At 44.7% G+C, this 18,253-nt stretch carries 16 protein-coding genes; 12 read left to right on the top strand and 4 right to left on the bottom strand.

Going from position 1 to position 18,253, the window contains the following annotated elements:
* Positions 1-307: 307 nt before the first annotated feature.
* The 6 genes from WH96_RS15945 to WH96_RS15920 all read left to right on the top strand — a co-directional run bounded on the left by WH96_RS15945 (position 308) and on the right by WH96_RS15920 (position 7,286).
* Positions 308-817, top strand: a complete 510-nt coding sequence (locus tag WH96_RS15945; RefSeq protein ID WP_047765198.1) for an RNA polymerase sigma factor — start codon at positions 308-310, stop codon at positions 815-817.
* 133 nt (positions 818-950) lie between these two features.
* On the top strand, positions 951-1,919 hold the full coding sequence (locus WH96_RS15940; protein WP_047765197.1) for a FecR family protein: 969 nt from the start codon (positions 951-953) through the stop codon (positions 1,917-1,919).
* Between the two features lie 122 nt (positions 1,920-2,041).
* Positions 2,042-4,291 (top strand): TonB-dependent receptor, encoded by a 2,250-nt coding sequence (locus WH96_RS15935; protein WP_047765196.1) that lies wholly within the window; start codon positions 2,042-2,044, stop codon positions 4,289-4,291.
* Positions 4,292-4,361: 70 nt separating this feature from the next.
* Entirely contained in the window at positions 4,362-5,483 is a 1,122-nt protein-coding gene (locus tag WH96_RS15930; protein WP_047765195.1) for an ABC transporter substrate-binding protein, read from the top strand.
* Entirely contained in the window at positions 5,470-6,519 is a 1,050-nt protein-coding gene (locus WH96_RS15925) for a FecCD family ABC transporter permease (RefSeq protein ID WP_047765194.1), read from the top strand. The genes WH96_RS15930 and WH96_RS15925 overlap by 14 nt, the downstream gene beginning before the upstream one ends.
* Positions 6,516-7,286, top strand: a complete 771-nt coding sequence (locus WH96_RS15920) for an ABC transporter ATP-binding protein (RefSeq protein WP_047765193.1) — start codon at positions 6,516-6,518, stop codon at positions 7,284-7,286. The genes WH96_RS15925 and WH96_RS15920 overlap by 4 nt, the downstream gene beginning before the upstream one ends.
* A gap of 136 nt (positions 7,287-7,422) precedes the next feature.
* Here the strand turns inward: WH96_RS15920 and WH96_RS15915 are convergent, their stop codons facing one another.
* The 4 genes from WH96_RS15915 to WH96_RS15900 are packed head-to-tail and all read right to left on the bottom strand — an operon-like array spanning position 7,423 to position 10,018.
* Positions 7,423-8,421, bottom strand: a complete 999-nt coding sequence (locus WH96_RS15915) for an energy transducer TonB (protein ID WP_047765192.1) — start codon at positions 8,419-8,421, stop codon at positions 7,423-7,425.
* Positions 8,422-8,436: 15 nt separating this feature from the next.
* Positions 8,437-8,904: an ExbD/TolR family protein gene (locus tag WH96_RS21515; protein ID WP_053006020.1), complete on the bottom strand. Its 468-nt coding sequence runs from the start codon at positions 8,902-8,904 to the stop codon at positions 8,437-8,439.
* Positions 8,901-9,314: an ExbD/TolR family protein gene (locus WH96_RS15905; RefSeq protein ID WP_047765191.1), complete on the bottom strand. Its 414-nt coding sequence runs from the start codon at positions 9,312-9,314 to the stop codon at positions 8,901-8,903. The genes WH96_RS21515 and WH96_RS15905 overlap by 4 nt, the downstream gene beginning before the upstream one ends.
* Positions 9,315-9,319: 5 nt before the next feature.
* On the bottom strand, positions 9,320-10,018 hold the full coding sequence (locus WH96_RS15900; RefSeq protein WP_047765190.1) for a MotA/TolQ/ExbB proton channel family protein: 699 nt from the start codon (positions 10,016-10,018) through the stop codon (positions 9,320-9,322).
* 335 nt (positions 10,019-10,353) lie between these two features.
* Between WH96_RS15900 and WH96_RS15895 the strand changes: the two genes are divergently transcribed.
* From WH96_RS15895 to fhuB, 6 genes are all read left to right on the top strand, one after another.
* Complete coding sequence (locus WH96_RS15895) at positions 10,354-10,896, top strand: sigma-70 family RNA polymerase sigma factor (protein ID WP_047765189.1); 543 nt, start codon at positions 10,354-10,356, stop codon at positions 10,894-10,896.
* Positions 10,897-10,971: 75 nt separating this feature from the next.
* Positions 10,972-11,997 carry a FecR family protein gene (locus WH96_RS15890; RefSeq protein ID WP_047765188.1) on the top strand — a complete coding sequence of 342 codons (1,026 nt, stop codon included), beginning with the start codon at positions 10,972-10,974 and terminating at the stop codon, positions 11,995-11,997.
* Between the two features lie 118 nt (positions 11,998-12,115).
* Complete coding sequence (locus WH96_RS15885; RefSeq protein WP_204248218.1) at positions 12,116-14,491, top strand: TonB-dependent siderophore receptor; 2,376 nt, start codon at positions 12,116-12,118, stop codon at positions 14,489-14,491.
* Positions 14,491-15,300, top strand: coding sequence for an ABC transporter ATP-binding protein (locus tag WH96_RS15880; protein WP_047765187.1), 810 nt, complete (start codon positions 14,491-14,493; stop codon positions 15,298-15,300). Before WH96_RS15885 ends, WH96_RS15880 begins: the two co-directional genes overlap by 1 nt.
* On the top strand, positions 15,290-16,240 hold the full coding sequence (locus tag WH96_RS15875; protein WP_204248217.1) for an ABC transporter substrate-binding protein: 951 nt from the start codon (positions 15,290-15,292) through the stop codon (positions 16,238-16,240). Before WH96_RS15880 ends, WH96_RS15875 begins: the two co-directional genes overlap by 11 nt.
* Positions 16,237-18,240: a Fe(3+)-hydroxamate ABC transporter permease FhuB gene (gene fhuB, locus WH96_RS15870; RefSeq protein ID WP_047765186.1), complete on the top strand. Its 2,004-nt coding sequence runs from the start codon at positions 16,237-16,239 to the stop codon at positions 18,238-18,240. Before WH96_RS15875 ends, fhuB begins: the two co-directional genes overlap by 4 nt.
* Positions 18,241-18,253: the final 13 nt, after the last annotated feature.

Here is an 18,253-nt window from a genome sequence, read left to right as displayed (position 1 = left end):
CCCATCAAAATAGCTCTAATACTTTTAAGAGTTATAATTCTCGGGGGTTGCGTGCCCCCGCAACCACTGAGTTCTTAAAAGCCCCTATCGCATAAGCGGTGGGGGCTTTTTTGCGTCCGGGGGAAACGAGTACTTTATCGATTTGTAAAAAATCGAGACTACCCTTTTCACGTTTTGAGCAGAAATAGGTCATTTAAATATATGAGGGATTAATAATGCTTGCTCTTTGGTGTGTATAAATTATATATCGATGAAATTAATAATCATTATCAATTGCATTTTGCGCATTAAGATGAGTTGAAATTTAATGCAATCCTGTTCCGATACTCTTGATATATATCTTGTGCACAGAGGGGAGCTCGTCGGGTATGCTAAAAAAATTCTTGGGGATGATTTCCATGCGGAAGATGTTGTTCAGGACGCTTATTTTCAGTTTGTAAAAGCTACTCAAGAAAAGAACGTTGTTGAACCGCTGGCCTATTTATACGGCATTGTGCGTAACAGATGTTTTGATCTGCAGCGAAAACTGGCCCGTGACCAAAGCCGAGATGATCTGGATGCCAACGCAGCACTCAACCTTTTATTAGAAGAAACACCATCCGTAGAGAGAGATGTGGCAGCAAGACAGGAACTTGAAGTGGTGAGGAAAGCGTTGGATGAGCTTCCTGAACGCTGTCGTATCGCATTTGAGATGCATCGATTTGGCAGTTTTACCTATAAAGAAATTTCAGAGAAGCTAGGTGTTTCAATGGGTACAGCCCATTCGTTGGTTATACAGGCGTTGGAATATTGTAGCGAGAAGCTGGGGCTGGATTAAAAATTTGAAAATTCTTACTATAAGAACAGTCTATATAGAGTATTTAAAGTTTTACGTGTGTTTGGCTTGTTGTCGTCTAGTGATGGAATAATGAAAGTTTCTGTTAAATACATATTCTCTGATGAGGGTGGTAATGAGTAACGTTACTGAGCCTCAAAGAGCCAGCGAGTGGTTGCTGGTTATGAAAGAGAATCCTGACGATAAGGCACTTATATCTGCATTCTCGCAATGGTATGAGCAAAAGCCTGAACATGCCGAAGCCTGGAAGAAAGCGGTCAAAACTTATAAGCTGATGGGGGCGGTTGTTCCCCGGTATGAGGATCAATGGGCGGAATCTCAAATCGTCAGGGAACAAGCGGTAAATAACATTGTTGCTTTCCGTCGGTCCAAGTTCAAAATGATGTCTTTTATGGCTGTGGCGGCGTCTATTCTAGTTGCTCTTGTTCTAAGGTTTGAGCCTCTTGCTGATTACGACTATGCAACGGCGACGGGTGAAGTTCGTCAGGTGGCATTGGCGGACGGAACTCAGGTTTATATGGGGCCTGAAAGTAAGCTGAAATTGAATTATTCCAAAAATTCACGTGATATTCAGTTGCTGGAGGGGCAGGCTTTTTTTGATGTTAGCCATAACCCGGAAAAACCCTTTCGGGTGTTTTCTCTCGGAACAGAAATTTCCGTTCTGGGAACAGCGTTTGACGTCAATATTGTTGAAGATAATGTTGCTGTGATGGTGCAGGAAGGAACTGTTGCCGTTAAGCCGGATCAAAATGTGTCGCATGCAGAAATCCTCAAGATTGGGGATCGTATTGATGTCGCAATGTCAGGTGATTTTGTACGAGGTCATATGTCACCTAAATATATTTCGGCATGGCGTGACGGGCGGTATATCGCAAATGACCATTCTGCTTTGGACGTCGTGAATGCACTGGATCGACATTATCGCGGCATTGTTGTCATCGCCGATGAAGGCCTTAAGAAACAGCCTGTAACAGGTATGTATTTACTCTCAAAACCAGTTACTGCCTTAAAGGCACTGGCGCACTCCATCGGGGCAGAAGCTTATCAAATCACTCCTTGGCTTGTTGTAATTTCAAATAGTTAGAAGTTTTTTCTGAAAAAAAGATTCTTTTTTTGAAAATCCTCTTATCTCAATCCGTCTTTATGTAGTTTTAAATGAGACGCATTCTTAATTGAGTGTGTTTTTGGGGTATGAGGGAAAAGTTTATGAGTAGGTTTCGGGGGTATCCGCGCAATAAAAGCATATTGCAGGGAATAGCGTTTGCATTGGTAATGGGCAGTTCATTTTCCTATGCACCGACAGTTGCTGCGCAAAGCACGATTAGTGAAGAGTATGATTTCGATATCCCGTCACAGGACTTGGCAAAGAGTTTAAGTACCTTTGGTATTCAATCTGGCCTGCAGATCTCTGCGCATGGCGACCTTGTCCGCGGCGTAAAAGCGAATGCAGTCAGAGGTCGAATGACAGCCCAAGATGCTTTGAATGAAATGATTGCCGGGCTGGATTTGAAATATGAAGTCACTGCTGATGGCTCGGTTCTGGTTTCATCCAGCAATACAGAAGCAGATGAAGCAACACTATCACCGATCCTGATTACAGGTGTTTCAAACTCTGATCGTCATGCCGGTAGTGCTGACCGTGTTGATTCCAAGTATATTTCAAGTGTTGATCTGGCACGTCGAAATCCGACTTCGGTTAAAGAGGTTTTTGCAGGCGAAGCAGCTGTTTCTGTCGGTGGTGGAATACCGAGCACGCAGAAGGTATATGTACGCGGTGTCGAGGAACATAACCTTGCTGTTACCATTGATGGCGCGCGCCAAAACAATAAGGTTTTTCACCATTCCGGAAACAATTTAATTGATCCTAGTCTTCTTAAGGCTGTGCGTGTTGATCCAACCATTGCTCCAGCAGATATTGGCCCAGGGGCTTTAGCTGGTGGTATTGTTTATGAAACGGTGGATGTTGATGATGTCCTGGAAGAGGGAAGAAGCTATGGTGGCTTTGTAACGGCAAGCTATGACACCAACAGTGAGACCTATACCAATGGTAATGCGTTGTTTGGGCGTGTTGGTGATTTTGAAGCCCTTGGTTTTTTTAAGTGGGGCAAAGGCGATGACTATGACGATGGCGATGGAAATCAAACGGTAGGAACGGGAACTAACTTAAGATCTTTTCTGGGTAAAGCAGGATACGAACATGATGTTCACCGTTTTGAAATCTCGGGTGAGCTTGTTGATGATGAAGCCGATCGTCCTTTTCGTGCCAACCTTCAGAATTTAACAAATAGAAATGAAGATCCTGAGCGTGTATATGCTCTAAAGCGTTCAAATCTTGTCTTTAATTACAATATGACCGAGGCATCAGGTTGGATCGATCCAAGGGTTACACTTGGATATGGTGTCTCATCGGTTGAGGTGCCGTCACCATTTGGCAGTGATGCGGCGACCACCAGTTTGTCAGGAAAGTTCGAAAACGACTTTAATTTTGACGAAGATAACAAGATTACTGCCGGTGTTGATTTTTATCACGATGTGAACGAATACAAAGACAATACAACCCCGTCTACTGATGAAAAGGCAACAAACGTAGGCATATTCGGCCAAGCTCGAATAGAGCCCTTGGAAAATCTGCGCCTTTCTTTTGGTGCCCGTGGCGACACACAGTATTTTACTGGTCTGGATGGAACCAATTTTGATAATCAGGGGCTGAGCGGGAATGCGTCTGTTGCGTATGAAGTTATCGAGGGTGTGACCTTGAAAGGCGGCTATTCCAATGTTTTTGGCGGCATAAGTCTGGCCGAGGCATATATCTATAACCCCGGATCCTGGGATTATAACAGCAACGAAGTAAAGCCAACCCGGTCACAAAACTACTCGATTGGTTTTGAGACAGAATTTAAAGGCTTCAGCTTTGATGCGAGCGTTTTTAGCAGTGATATTGAAAATGCAAGACGAGCTTCATGGGGGGGAGGCCCTCATTTGAGGCATGACTTTGTTACGCGTGGTTTCGAACTCGGTGCAGGTTATGATTGGACGGATGGATTTGCCCATATTTCCTATTCTGATACAGGCATTAAAGTGGACGGAGATCCCTCTTTATCTGACTCGGATACGACGCAATACCTTGGCGCACCTTTGGGTCGTGTTATTGCCTTTGAGACAGCACATACCTTTAAAGACACAGGTCTTTCAGTTGGTGGAACCGTAGATGCTGCCTTGAAAAACAAAGATACGACCAAAGGGGGCGGAAATCCTCAAGACAGTTATGCCACCTTTGGCCTCTATGCTGAATATAAGCCGGAAGATTTTGAGTTTCTGACACTGAGATTGGAGGGCAACAATCTCAATGATGCATCCTATGCTGACCGGGCATCCTACGGCCAGGAATTCACCAATGTTGAACCTGCATTAGAAGCAGGTCGCTCTTTCCTGTTTTCTGTACGTGCAGAATTTTAATTTAAATACTGAGCAAGAATGGTTCGTGTGCTGAAAAGTTTCGGACCATTCCTTGCTTGAGGACAATCTCATGAAACTCTTTTTTGCTGTCGTGCTATCTTTTTTTGTCGCTCAACAGTCTAATGCTTCCTTACTCGAAGTAACTGATTTGGCTGGACGGAAAATCTCTATAGAAGCTCCTGTCTCAAAATTCGTCGTAAGTGAAGGGCGATATTTGACGGCACTCTCAATCTTGCGGCCGGAAAACCCTGTACAGGGTATTGTTGGCATGATGACAACAATGGGCTGGACACATCCCGTGTTGGACAAGAAGTTAAAAGCCAAGTTTCCAGAGGCTAGAGAAATACCTCTATTTGGAAGTCGGAGTGCAGATAGTGTCTCTGTTGAAAAGATCATCGATCTGAAGCCAGAGGTCGCAATCTTTGGTTTAAGTGACCATGGCCCCAATGCAAAAAATCGTGAGTTGATGCAACAGCTGGATGCAGCGGGTATTACGGTTGTGTTTATCGATTTCCGTCTTGATCCCCTGAATAATACAATTCCGTCGCTTCGATTGTTGGGTCAAATCCTGGGGGAAGAGGAAAGGGCCGCACGCTATATCAACCACTATGAAAAACGGTTGGCGATGGTAAGGCAACGGGTGGATAATGTTGAAAATCGCCCGACTGTTTTCCTGCAGGTTCATGCCGGAAGAAGAGCCTGTTGTTGGGGAATGGCTGATGGAATGCTTGGCCCGTTTGTGGAGGTTGCTGGTGGTAAGAATATAGCGGATGCTGTTGCGCCCGGACCAACCGCTCTGCATACGAGCGAGTTTCTGTTGAATGAAAATCCTGACGTTTGGATTGGAACAGCCTCTGGCACCTTAGGTGAGTTTAAAGTAGGTAGTTTACCTGTTGCCATGGGAGCCGGAATGACAACCGAAATGGCTGTGAAAAGTTTATCTGGCTATTTGGCCGCGGATGAATTTCAGGCAATGGATGCTATTCGTAGCAGCCGTGCACATAGCTTTTGGCATAATTTCTATAACTCTCCGTTTAATATTGTTGTTCTGGAGGCTTTTGCAAAATGGATACACCCTGATCGCTTTCAAGATGTTGATCCGCAACAAAGCCTGATTGATATCTACGATGAGTTTATGCCGTTCGGGGTTGATGGTGAATATTTTGCGACCTATCGACATGATGCAAACTAGCACTCTTGAGGTCGAATTTTCACGTCTAAGCCGACGACGTATCTTCATTTTGTCAGGGCTGTTGGCTGCACTTGTTCTCAGTCTTTGGCTGGATATTCTTGCCGGGCCGTCTGGACTGAGTGCCGGGCAGATTGTTGATGGCCTGATAAGCCCTCAAAGTCTTGAGCTGCGACACAAAATCATTTTGTGGGACGTGCGATTACCCGATGCCTTGATTGCGATTGTGGTTGGGGCTGCATTGGGTTTATCGGGGATCGAGACGCAAACTGTTTTGGATAATCCCCTGGCGAGCCCTTTTACTCTCGGGGTGTCATCAGCCGCAGTTCTGGGGGCAAGTGTCGCAATTGTTTTGCTGCCAACAATTCCCTTTGTGCCACCAGCGTTTATATTGCCTGTACTCGCTCTTATTGGTGCATTGGGATCGTCTTGTCTGATCCTGATGGTTGTTCGACTATCTGGGGGCGCCCGTGAAACTGTTATTTTGTTTGGCATTGCGTTGGTCTTCTTATGCAATGCAATTGCTTCAGGTTTTCATTTGATCGCAGATGCTGATGCACTACAACAGGTCGTGTTTTGGACGATTGGCAATCTCACTAAAGCGGGGTGGCTGGAAGTTGCTATTGTGACGTGTTGCTTCCTTGTTATCTTTCCCTTCAGCTTGAAACATGTCTGGTTGTTAACGCTATTACGAGGCGGGGAAGCGCACGCCAGAAGTACGGGCATTAATGTTTCCAGATTAAGGACATGGGTGATTATCCGGGCTTCAATTCTGGCGGCCTTTGCGGTGTGTTTTGTTGGTACTATCGGTTTTGTCGGGCTGGTTGGTCCACACATAGCGCGACTTTTACTTGGTGAAGATCATCGTATGTTGGTACCGGGTGCCGTTTTATGTAGTGCTTTGATTTTGTCGATTGCTTCCGGGCTATCCAAAACACTTATTCCCGGGGTTATTATTCCCGTGGGGATTTTAACGGCAATTGTCGGTGTTCCCCTATTTTTGTCTTTGCTGGTTCAAAGACGGAGAAGGCCATCATGAGATTAAGTGTCAAAAATTTGTCTGCTTTTTACGGCAAAAAGAAAATTCTGCATGACATAAGCTTTCCGGATGTGAGGGGCGGAATGATTGTTGGTTTACTGGGACCAAATGCCTCTGGCAAGTCAACTCTTATGAAATGCCTTTCTGGTGAGAAAAAATCAAAAGGTGATGTCGTCTTTGATGGTGAAAATTTACATGTGGTTGGTGGAAAACGGTGGTCTGAGAAAGTTGCGACGATGCCTCAGACAGCTCCAGCACCAACCGCTTTGACACCGACAGAATTGATGTGGAGTACAGCGCGTGCTCTTGCTTTACCCTACAGCAATAGAGAACTCTCTTGGAAAATCGAACGTATTTTTGATGATCTGGGGTTAAGTGATTTTCAACTGGATGCCTTGCACACGTTATCCGGTGGAAAACGACAGTTGATTGGATTGGCTTTGGCTTTTATCCGAGAGCCAGAGCTTCTATTGCTTGATGAGCCGACGTCTGCTTTGGATTTACATTGGCGAATGATTGTATTGGACCTCGTAAAAAACAAAGTGCAGCAGAGTGGCAGCGTATCTATCGCGGCATTGCACGATCTGGATTTGGCCGCTCGTTACTGTGATCTTTTGGCTTTAATGGAGAACGGGAAAGTTATTGCCAGCGGTACGCCCAAAGAAGTGTTGACTCGTGACAATCTTGCTCGTGTTTATCATGTCAAAACTGAAATTGATTTATCAAAGCACGGATATCCCCGTGTTGATGTGATTGGTGCGATTTAGATATGTAATTCTTTATATTTAAAGCTGTGTTGAATTGGAAGCCATAAGGCACGAACAGTATAATGACGTTCGTGCCTTATAATTGTGTGTAACGTCTTTATACTTGCCCCCATAGCAACATGATGGCCTCTGACCATTATTTTTTAATGTTAAAGACGACGGGAATACGGCGTGTCATCTGTAGAACCGTAATGCTGGCAGGAAAAGGTGGAAAGGGTGCCGATTTGTTTATCATTTTGATTGCCGCCTTGTCCAATAGTGGGAATCCTGAACTTTCGAGGATCTTATAACTCTCTACTTTACCGGATGAAAGAAGGGTTAATTCTATAAAGGTTACACCTTGCATCTGACGTCTTTTTGCTTTGCGGGGATACCGTTTATTACGTGCAAGATGAATTTGTACAGCTTTCCAATAATCGCCCGTTGCTTTTTGTCCTGCCCCGTTATTATTGCCAGTTTGACTGGTACTGCCTAGGTTTTTACTTTTATTCGGGTTAATACCTTTTTGTCCGCTAGAATTCTTGTCTTCGCTTTGAGCACCAATGTTGGTGGCCTGTATAATTTCGTTACTTTTCCCTGTATCCGCTTTCTTGGTTGGAACCGGCGTGTTCTTTACTTTAGGGAGAGGTTTTGAAATATTCTTTTTCTCAACGATTTCAGCTTTGTTTCGAACAGGTGGCTTGGGTTTTGATTTAGGTCTCTGAACTATTTCAACAATAGGGTCTGGTTGTACAACTGGTTCAGAGGTTACAGCAGGTTCAATGATTTCAGATTGGGGTCTCTCTTGTTCCGGGATTATTTCCGGTTCAAGTGCGACGACTGTTTCTGTCCGTTCCCGTGGCTCTGGTTCTATCTCTTTTGGTAATTCTGGAACTTCTGGTGCGGTACGTGCTTCTGGTCTGTTGGTTGCTTCTGGTATATCTGATTCAGAATTATTTTCGCCAAACGCTGCGGCTTCTGCGCCGGGTGCAGAGGAGAGGGAAACAACAATACTACCGCCTTCATTACCATCTTCAAACCCCGCATGTTGCTTATGACTCAGAATTAAAGCTGTAATCATAAGGATACAGAGGGTGAGCAATCCGAAAAGAGTAAGCAGTTTTTCGAACAAGCCATTACGTATCGTTAGTTCCACGGTTGCACCTTTTCTTTAACGTACGGTTGCCAGTGCAACTTGTTTGATATTCATTTCTTTCAGGAGAGAAAGGATTTTGACAACAGCCGTAGTATTGGTTGACTGGTCAGAACGGATTGTAATCGGGCGAGAAGGTTGTGTTTCTGAAGCTTTGTCAGGAGACCAAGACATTGAATTTGGGGGTGATGAACTGGCGGAAGAAACATTGGTGCTTAACTGTTCCAGGATAGTCCTTCTAAGCGTCTTCGAAGTAACCTCTTTTTCTCCAACCATGATGCGCCCGTCGGCTGCAACGTGGATAATCAAAGGTGCTTGTTGTTGGGCTGTATCTGCCTGTGCCTGTAGTGGGGTTATATTGAAGGGGATCGTTTTCTGTAAAGATCCTGCAATCATGAAAAATATCAGTAGCAGAAAGACAACATTGATCATGGGCAATGTGCTTTCTGTCAACTCTGCAGAGTTATCGTCTTGTCTGATTTTCATGTTTTTGGTTGCTCCTGAAGAGTTAAGTCAACCAACCCAAATTCCTTTAATTCTTGCAGAAAGTTGAGGGTGTTTTGCATCTTCACACCATCTTCAACAGTTATATAAACTTTGATTGTTTCCAGCGAAGATGTTTTTGCCGCCAGAGTTTTCCCAAGCTCATTTCGATTGATATTTTTTGTGCCAAGCTTGATCGATCCATTTCGTAAAAGGGTTAATTGTAGCGTATCTTTTGGTGACTGTGAGGATGCTGAACTTGTTTTTGTTTCTTGTCCTTGAATAGGAAGTTCGCGCCAATCGAGAAAGCTTGAAGCCAGCATAAAGAAGATCAGCAGAATAAAGACAACATCAATCAGCGATGTCAGGCTGATTGATGGTAGTTTATCCGTATTTTCACCTGATAGGCGCATGATATTTATTCAGCCGCAAAGTTAACGGCATTGTTAACGGAACGTGCTTTGAGCGTGTGAATATGTAATCCAGTGAGAACCGCTGTGCCTGTTTCTTCCAATCGGCGTGTTGTTTTTTGGATAACACTGTTCAGCCAAATTTGCGCAGCCGTTGCAGGAATAGCAACGACAAGGCCAATTGCAGTTGTCAGAAGTGCAAGCCAAATACCGCCCGAGAGAATAGAAGGGTCAACTTGATTGCCCGCAGCTTCCATTTGCCGGAAGGCATCAATCATACCGAGAACGGTTCCGAGTAATCCCATCAAAGGGCTAAGCGCTGCAACGGCACCAATATAGCGAATACCGGACTTCAGACGTTCCAAAACACCAAGAGAGAGTTGTTCCATCTCTATCTCAAGGTTTTTGTCATCCAGACCGATTGTGCGAGCACGATCAACCCCCAATGTAACAAGTTGAACAGCAGGATGGTGTAAACGGTCTAACATACGCACGGCTTCTACAATCTCACCCTGCCGTAATTTTGCGCGTGCTTGTCTCAAAGTTTTGGTTTGCCAAAGGCCTGAACGCCAAAAGACGACTATTTTGTAGAAAGTAACGATAGCCGCAGAGAGAGCCATACCAGCCAGAACCCAACCTACGGCACCGGCTGCATCAATAACTTCTAGAAGTGATGTTAAGGCTTCTGTTTCTGTACCTTCACGCATGTTCTTTCCGGTCTTTGTTTGTTTGGAAATAAAAAATCGACTCTAAATAATAGTGATACTCATTATCAGATAAATTTATTAAAGCAATAGAATTTCTTGTTTTTAGGGAGAGGAGGTGAGGTTTAAATAAAATTTCGGTGTAAAATTTTTTTGATAATTAATTGAAAAATAACATTTTTAAAAGGTTAGTGGATAGAGATTCAGTTTGGATAAAGTCGAGACCAAGAAATCCCCATAGCTAAAACACAACCTCAGGATGTTTGACATTAATATGAAATATTTTGTAATTGAAAGTCATTCGCAATTACTGTGTGTCTTCGCTTCAGGTTAAAATTATGAGTACTATTGTCCACCAACATGACCTGTTGCAGCTTTTTATGCTTCACCGCAAAGAATTGGTTGGTTATGCAAATTCCATTGTTGGAGAGCGGCACACAGCAGAAGATGTGGTGCAGGATGCCTATTTTCGTGTCATTGGTGTCGAAAGTAGAAAACAAAATAATGTGCCTCTAGAAGAGCCTGTCGGATATCTCTATCAAATAATTCGAAATCTTTGTCTGGATAGTTTACGAAAGAAAACGCGTGAGAACGCCTATATGCAGGATGAAGATTTCTCATTGAGTTCTCACGGTTTGGAACAGGTTTCTCCTGAACAACATGCCGGTGCCCGCCAGGAATTGAGTGTGTTACATGTCGCGTTAAATGAACTTCCCGAAAGAACGAGGCTTGCTTTTGAACTTCATCGTTTTTCTGGCTTGAAGTTGGCCGATATAGCCAGTCAGCTTAATGTATCATTGGGTACGGCCCATGCCATGGTTGCAAGCGCCCTGGATCACTGTAAAGCAAGCTTAAAAAAACAAACTGAATACGAGATTTAAAAGAAATTGAAAAAACAATGCGCTAATGCGTTGTATTTATAAGGCAGAAAATGCCGTAACAAGACAAGTGAGAGCATGACAAACAAACGACTGATCCCCAAAAAAGCCAGCGAGTGGATCGTGTTACTAAATGATGATCCTGATAACCTGTCTTTACAGCGGGATTTTCAGTTGTGGCTTGAAAGTGATGTTAATCATCGGGAAGATTGGGAAGAGGTTTCTCACACTTGGCATTTATTGGGTATTGTTGGGTCATCTTTGGAGAATAGGCAGGTGGTCTCAGTCAAAGCTCCTCAGTTAAGCTTGCCTGTAGACAAGGAGTTTGAGGAAGTGAGAAGGGCTTCTGCTACTGCTTTTGGGCACCTTATCACTAAATCAGGCTTTGCGCGTGGTTTGATGCGTTCTGCTGCTTTGCTGATTTTGTTTTTGGTCATAGGGCTTTCATTGCCCCACTTCAAATACCTTGGGGCTGATTTTGCGAGCAATAGTTCTGAAATAAGCATTGTTGATTTAGCAGATGGCAGCCGGGTTATTCTCGCACCTGATACCGCGATTAATGTCGAAATTTCCAATCAGGAACGAAGGGTAACAATTTTATCTGGTTCTGCTTATTTTGAAGTTAAAAAAGATAAGAATCATCCTTTCATTGTTGGCAAAGAGAATGTTCAAACGACAGTTCTAGGCACAGCCTTTGTTGTTGATCAACAGGCGGAAGACATTCGTGTGGCAGTTACCGAAGGGCTTGTGCAGGTTAATGACTTGAAGGATGAAGCCGTTTCGGTGCAACTGAGGCCCGGCGAGCAAATTAGTTTTCAAGAAATGAGAGGTTATAGCCTGTCTAAAAGCCCGGTAGGTGATATCGCTTTGTGGCGATCAGGGTACTTGAAAGTACATAATCAATCTCTTGACGCAGTTGTAAGCCAGATTGATCGTTATTTTAACGGACATATCTTTATTCAGGATGCCGATATTGGCGAGAAACGTTTGACGGGTGTTTTTAAGCTTGAACAGCCACGTAAAAGCCTTCGTGGAATTGCGAGTTTACATGGGCTTGAAGTGACTGAAATTTCTCCCTGGGTAATTATTTTATCAAAAAAATAAAAAAAATTGAAAAACGGGCGCGCTCCTTCGTTGTTGAGTTATAGGAGATGAAAATGCGACTTGTTCGCATTTGGGGTTTCGGCTCAGGCTCTCAACGAAAAATAGTGGAGACCGCTCAATGAGTGAGGTTCAAGAAATACGTAAGACTAAAGTCTTGCGCCGTTATGCAATGATGATGACAACAGCTTTGGCAACATCATTGATAATGACTAACAGTGGTTTTGCCCAAACAGCCAATCAAAAAGCAGCCGACGAAATTGCACAGGCACAGCAACAAAATTTACGTTTCCAGATTGCGCCGCAATCCTTAGCAGAGGGGGTTTTACTTTTTGGACAACAAGCCAATGTCCAAATTCTGGCAGATAGTGCTGCCTTGGAAAGTTTAAGAACATCTGGTGTACACGGAGTTATGTCCATTGAACGTGCTCTTGCTGTGTTGCTTGATGGTACTGGCTTGAACTTTATTATCTCTGATGATGATGCCGTCACAATTGGGCAGTTTGATCCGGAAGCCAATCAGGAAAATAGTCGTCTGGCTCCCATAGTGATCGAGGCCGAAAGTGATGATACCCTTGTACAGGATGGCTACGTTCCATTGGTAAGTCAGATCGGCACTAAAAAAGATACGCCACTGATTGAAGTGCCGCAGAATATTTCGGTTGTGACAGAGCGACAATTGGATGATCGGGCACCAAGAACTTTGAATGAAGCGCTTGCCTATACCCCGGGAATTGTCACCAGCGCCTTTGGTTTTGATAATCGGTATGATTCTTTTACCATCCGCGGATTTGATGGAGTTTATAACGGCGTGTTCCGCGACGGGTTGCGTCAGTTTAGCGGTTCTTCGGCTGTGTACCGTGCTGAACCTTATGGTGTTGAAGGCGTTGAAATACTTAAAGGGCCGTCATCCACGCTTTATGGAGCCAGCTCATCAGGTGGTTTTGCTAACATTGTTACAAAGCGCCCAACAAAAGATCGTTTGCGCGAAGTTGAGTTTATTCTTGGTAATAATGAACGTTTTCAGGGGAACTTTGATTTCTCTGATTCTGTTGATGAAGAAGAAACCCTCAAATATCGTCTGACGGGCGTTGTTCGGGATAGTGAAACCGATCTGCCGGGGTATAATGATAACCGCACATATATTGCCCCGGTTATCGAATGGCGACCAACAGAAGATACCAAACTTACTGTTCTGACTGAATATATGGACTCTCAGACTGGCGGGACGGCGTTCTTCTTCAATGATGCAAACGGTATAACAGATCTCTACAGCGGCCATGAAGACTGGAATGACTTTGATCATGAACAGTACCGCCTAGGCTATGAGTTCGAACATCGTTTCAACGATACCTTTACCTTCCGTCAAAATACTCGCTATGCCGATGTTGATATCAACCTGGAATATGCTTTTCGACAGGGGGCAGATGGATCAATCCAGAATGCTGGCTTGGCAGTGGAAGAGCAAAAAACGTTTGTGATCGATAACCACCTTATTACGTCTGTGGAAACCGGATCTGTTAAGCATACGCTGGTCAGTGGTTTTGATTACGGTGCGAACGAGTATGATCAACGTCAGGGTTTTGGCGCAATAGGCGGGGCGATTACGATGAACCCTGCACTGGATGTCGAGCAGGAACAGGATCAGATCGGCATTTACATGCATGATTCACTTGCTTGGCGACAATGGCGTCTGAATGCAGGTGTTAGGTACGATTTTCTTGATGCAGAAACCAAAAACAACACGGGTACGATCAAACAAGACGAAGAAGAAATGTCCTGGCAGTTAGGATTGTCTTATGTCACAGATTTCGGTTTGGTACCTTTTGCGAACTATTCGACATCTTTTACGCCGAATGTAGGTAATCTTGTGAATGGTACGCCGGCAGCGCCAACTGTCGGGGAGCAAATGGAAGCAGGCTTAAAGTATGAATTCCTGAATGAAAATGCGATCATCCAGGCTTCTGTTTTTCAGATTGATCAGGAAGATGGTGTTGTTTTTGATTCATCCTCAGGGATTAATGTTCAAGTCCAACAGGACATGCGCTCGCGCGGTTTTGAGCTGGAAGCAGTGGCAAGCTTGATGGAGGGTCTCAGCTTGAATGCGGCCTATGCCTATACCGACGTTGAAATTAAAGATGGTCCATCAGGTACAATCGGAAAACAAGTTTCAGGTATTCCTCTCCATACTTTCTCAACTTATGTTGATTATGAGTTTCAAAACAGCTCTTTCCGAGGGTTAGGTGTATCCGGTGGTGTGCGTTACTTTGGCGAAAGTGAAGGTAATGATACAAATACCATTGAAAACAGTGAACGATATTTCTTTGATGCTGCGTTACGTTATGACCTTGGGGAGATAAGTAACAAACTTGAAGGGGCAGAGTTCAAGATTAACGCCAACAATATCTTTGATAAAGATGGGCAGATCTGTGCGTCCGGAAGTTGTTATAAGGACGAGGGGCGAACTGTACAAGCCAGCCTTCGTTATCGTTTCTAATGACATTGCATCAAACTGTCCTTTCTTCAGAAAGACAGCCTGTTCTAACCAGTCGTGAGCTTTCGTTCACGGCTGGTTCGGCGTCTATTCTGAAACCCGTTAGCCTAGGCCTACAAACTGGTGTTGTATGCGGACTTTTGGGGCATAATGGTTCTGGTAAATCAACGCTGGTTAAGCTTCTTGCCCGTCAGATGGAACCATCGACTGGTACCTTACAGCTAAATGATGTTGATTTCAGTACATGGAAGCAAAAAGATTTTGCCCGTCATGTCGCTTATTTGCCGCAGCATATACCACCGGCACAAGGTCTCTTGGTTGAAGAACTGGTTTCCCATGGTCGTTACCCATGGCACGGTGCGTTTCGTCGTTTTACTGATCGGGATCGGCAAAAAGTTGATGAAGCTTTGGAATTGACCAACACGTCTGTTTTACGTGACCGTCAGGTTGATAATTTATCTGGGGGTGAACGCCAGCGTGTCTGGATTGCCATGCTGATTGCGCAAGATGCGAAATGCCTGTTTCTGGACGAACCTATTTCGGCCCTTGATGTTTCCCATCAGGTTGAAGTTTTAAATCTGATAAGGGATCTTGCTCGTAAAAAAAATATCTCTGTTCTAATGGTTTTGCACGATATCAATATGGCAGGTCGTTTTTGTGATCGCCTTTTGGCATTGCGGGATGGCGAGCTAATCGCAGATGGTACACCAAGTGATATCCTGCAAAGCGAAACGCTTGCAAAGATCTTTGGGGTTGATATGGGGGTTTTACCACATCCGAAAGGTGAGGGGGCAATCACCTATGTTGCCTGATCATGAGAGTGAGCTGATAAAGGGCGCGCAGAAATTACACCTAAACCGACGAAGGTTTTTGACCATGGGAACGATGGGATTGACTGCATCACTCTTCCCCTCCCTGACTGTCGCGCAAAATTCTCACGGCGAGAACAAGCCGCATCGTATTATATGTCTTGATTACGGGTCGGCAACGACGCTTATAGAACTCGGGTTACCTCCTGTTGGTGTGATTGCTGCTCAACGCTGGAATTTTTGGGTGCGAGAGCCAAAACTACCTAATTCTGTTGCAGATATTGGGCAGGATCTGGTTATTAATCTGGAGGCCGTATCACGGTTAAAACCCGATCTCATTATTATGACACCCTATACAACCAGCCATAAACCTGTGTTGGAAAAAATTGCGCCAATAGAAATTATCCCGCTTTTTGACGGACAAAGCCAACCTTTATCAGCTTCTCGCGAGATCACCCGAAAACTTGGTGTTTTGCTTGGCATGGAAGCTGAAGCAGCAGATTACCTCAAATCCTTTGAGACAAAACTGGCTGCTGCACGAGATCTCGTAGCTAAAAGAAATTACCCTTCTCTCACACTGCTGAATTTTATGGATGCGCGTCATGCCCGGGTCTATGGCGTGAATAGCTTATACCAAAATGTGATGGATGAGGTTGGGTTGATCAATGCCTGGACGGGTGAAACCAATTATTGGGGATTTCAGACAATTGGATTGGAACGTTTGGCATCAGAAGCCTCTGAGGATATGGAGTTGGTTGTTTTTGAACCCCTGATGGATGACATAAAGCCAACATTGGAAAAAAGTCCGCTGTGGAAGCATTTACCTTCTGTGCAAAATGATCGCTTTGCTTTGTTACCACCAGTCATGATGTTCGGTATGTTGCCATCCGCGGAACGTTTTCTTTCTTTGATCTTGTCTCATCTCGAAAGCCGTTATTCATGAGTGAAATCCAGCGCAACTATAACCCGGCTCTGTTTTTTACAATCACTGGTGTCGCTCTGTTTTTGTCCTGGTTACTTATGGGGCAGGACCTTCAGGATATCCTGAGCAATGGGATAAGCTGCGATGAATACAATGTTCGAGAGATGCTCGTTCTTTATTCCGGCTTACCACGTTTGAGCGTGGCAATCCTTTCTGGGCTTGCTCTTGGGTTTTCCGGTGCAATACTCCAACTGGCGTTGCGTAATCCACTCGCATCTCCAACGACAATGGGGGTATCTGCAGGGGCATATCTGGCCTTGGTCATTGCCGGATTATTTTTCCCAGCAACACTGGTGTATGGCCGTGAAGTCATTGCTCTGGTTGGGGCTGGTGTTGCTGCTGCTCTTGTGTTTGGTCTCATGGCACGCCGGGATTTTTCACCGATTTCACTGGTTTTAACTGGGCTGATTGTTAGTCTCTATTTTGGTGCACTGGCCTCTTTGCTTGTTTTGCTAAACGATCGTTATCTTGCCAGCCTGTTTATTTGGGGTGCTGGATCTCTGTCTCAACAAAGCTGGGATGTTGCGAATATACTTTGGCCTCAATTATTGGTTCTGTTTGGTTTGTCCATGGTGATGGTGCGGCCTTTCTCCCTTTTGGTTTTGGGGGATGGTAGTACGTCGTCTTTGGGTGTTTCACCGGGGATGATCCGTTTTTTTGCAGTATCCATTGCGATTGCTTTGGCTGCTTTTGTAACAAGTGCTGTCGGGGTTATCGGCTTTATCGGACTCGTCGCACCGATGATTGTCAGGCTTTGCGGTGCGCGACGAGTTCTCTCTCAATTGATATGGAGCGCATTGATTGGTGCTGCTTTGTTGTGGATGACTGACGCGGTTATTCAGATCCTGGCCGGTAGCTTGCGTGAATTTGTGCCAACGGGGGCCGTGACAGCACTTTTAGGATCTCCTCTTTTATTGTTCCTGATTCCCAGAATGAAATTTGAAACCGTAGTTCAAACAAACGAAGTTTCGGTTGTTTGGCGACAAACGGCGGGCCTGAAGGTGCTGATTGTTATGTTATTGATCTCAATCGGTGTTGTGGCTTTTGCTGTTACCTTTGGGCGTGATGCTGATTTGGGATGGGCTTTCGATTTATCTGGTAATTGGGATGATGTTTATCAATGGCGTGTACCACGTGTTATTGCTGCTTTTAGCGCTGGAATTATGTTGGCCCTGGCTGGAATGATTCTTCAGCGTTTGACGGGTAACATCATGGCGAGTCCCGAAGTTCTTGGTATTAATGCCGGGGCGATGATGGGTATCGGCGTTTGCATCTATCTTGTTGTTGGTGTGACCCCTGAAATCATGGCGGTTGGTGCTCTATTTGGGTCAAGCATAGTTCTTGCCACTCTTTTTGCCTTTGGGAAAAGAAGTGGGTTTCAACCAGAACGTATGATTTTGATTGGTGTTGCCTTGGGTGCCTTGATTGACGCTTTGATTGGCGCCTTGGCCGCAACAGGTGACCTGCGTTCCGTTCATCTTCTTCGTATTATGGCTGGATCAACCTATGGGGTTAGTCTTGAAGCTGCCTGTAGTGCTTTGTTAATCGGATGCGTCTTGATGGTACCGCTCCTGTCCGGATCACGTGCGTTGGATGTTTTGAACTTAGGCGAAAAAGTATCGCTCGCACTCGGTGTTAATGTGAGGAGATCACGTTTTGTCCTTTTTGCTGTGGCATCCTGTTTAACCGCTGGAGCGACGGTTCTTGTCGGACCGCTCAGCTTTGTCGGATTAATGACACCTCATATCGCAAGGTCCTTGGGCCTTCTTCAAGCCCGTTTCCAAATGGTTGTTGCTGCTCTTGCGGGGGGATCTTTGATGGTGGTTGCCGATTGGATTGGCCGTGTCATTGATTACCCTTATGAAATGCCTGCTGGATTACTTTCTGCACTTGTCGGAACACCTTTATTGTTGATTTTAATGAGCCGCCAGAATGCCTTTACGCGAAGTAGTAATGCGTAACGCTTTTTACCTA

The sequence above is a fragment of the Kiloniella spongiae genome (genome assembly GCF_001026905.1).
Lineage (GTDB): Bacteria > Pseudomonadota > Alphaproteobacteria > Kiloniellales > Kiloniellaceae > Kiloniella > Kiloniella spongiae.
The sequence above is the reverse complement of the archived record's forward strand: the minus strand, read 5'-3'. Positions and strand labels throughout refer to the sequence as shown.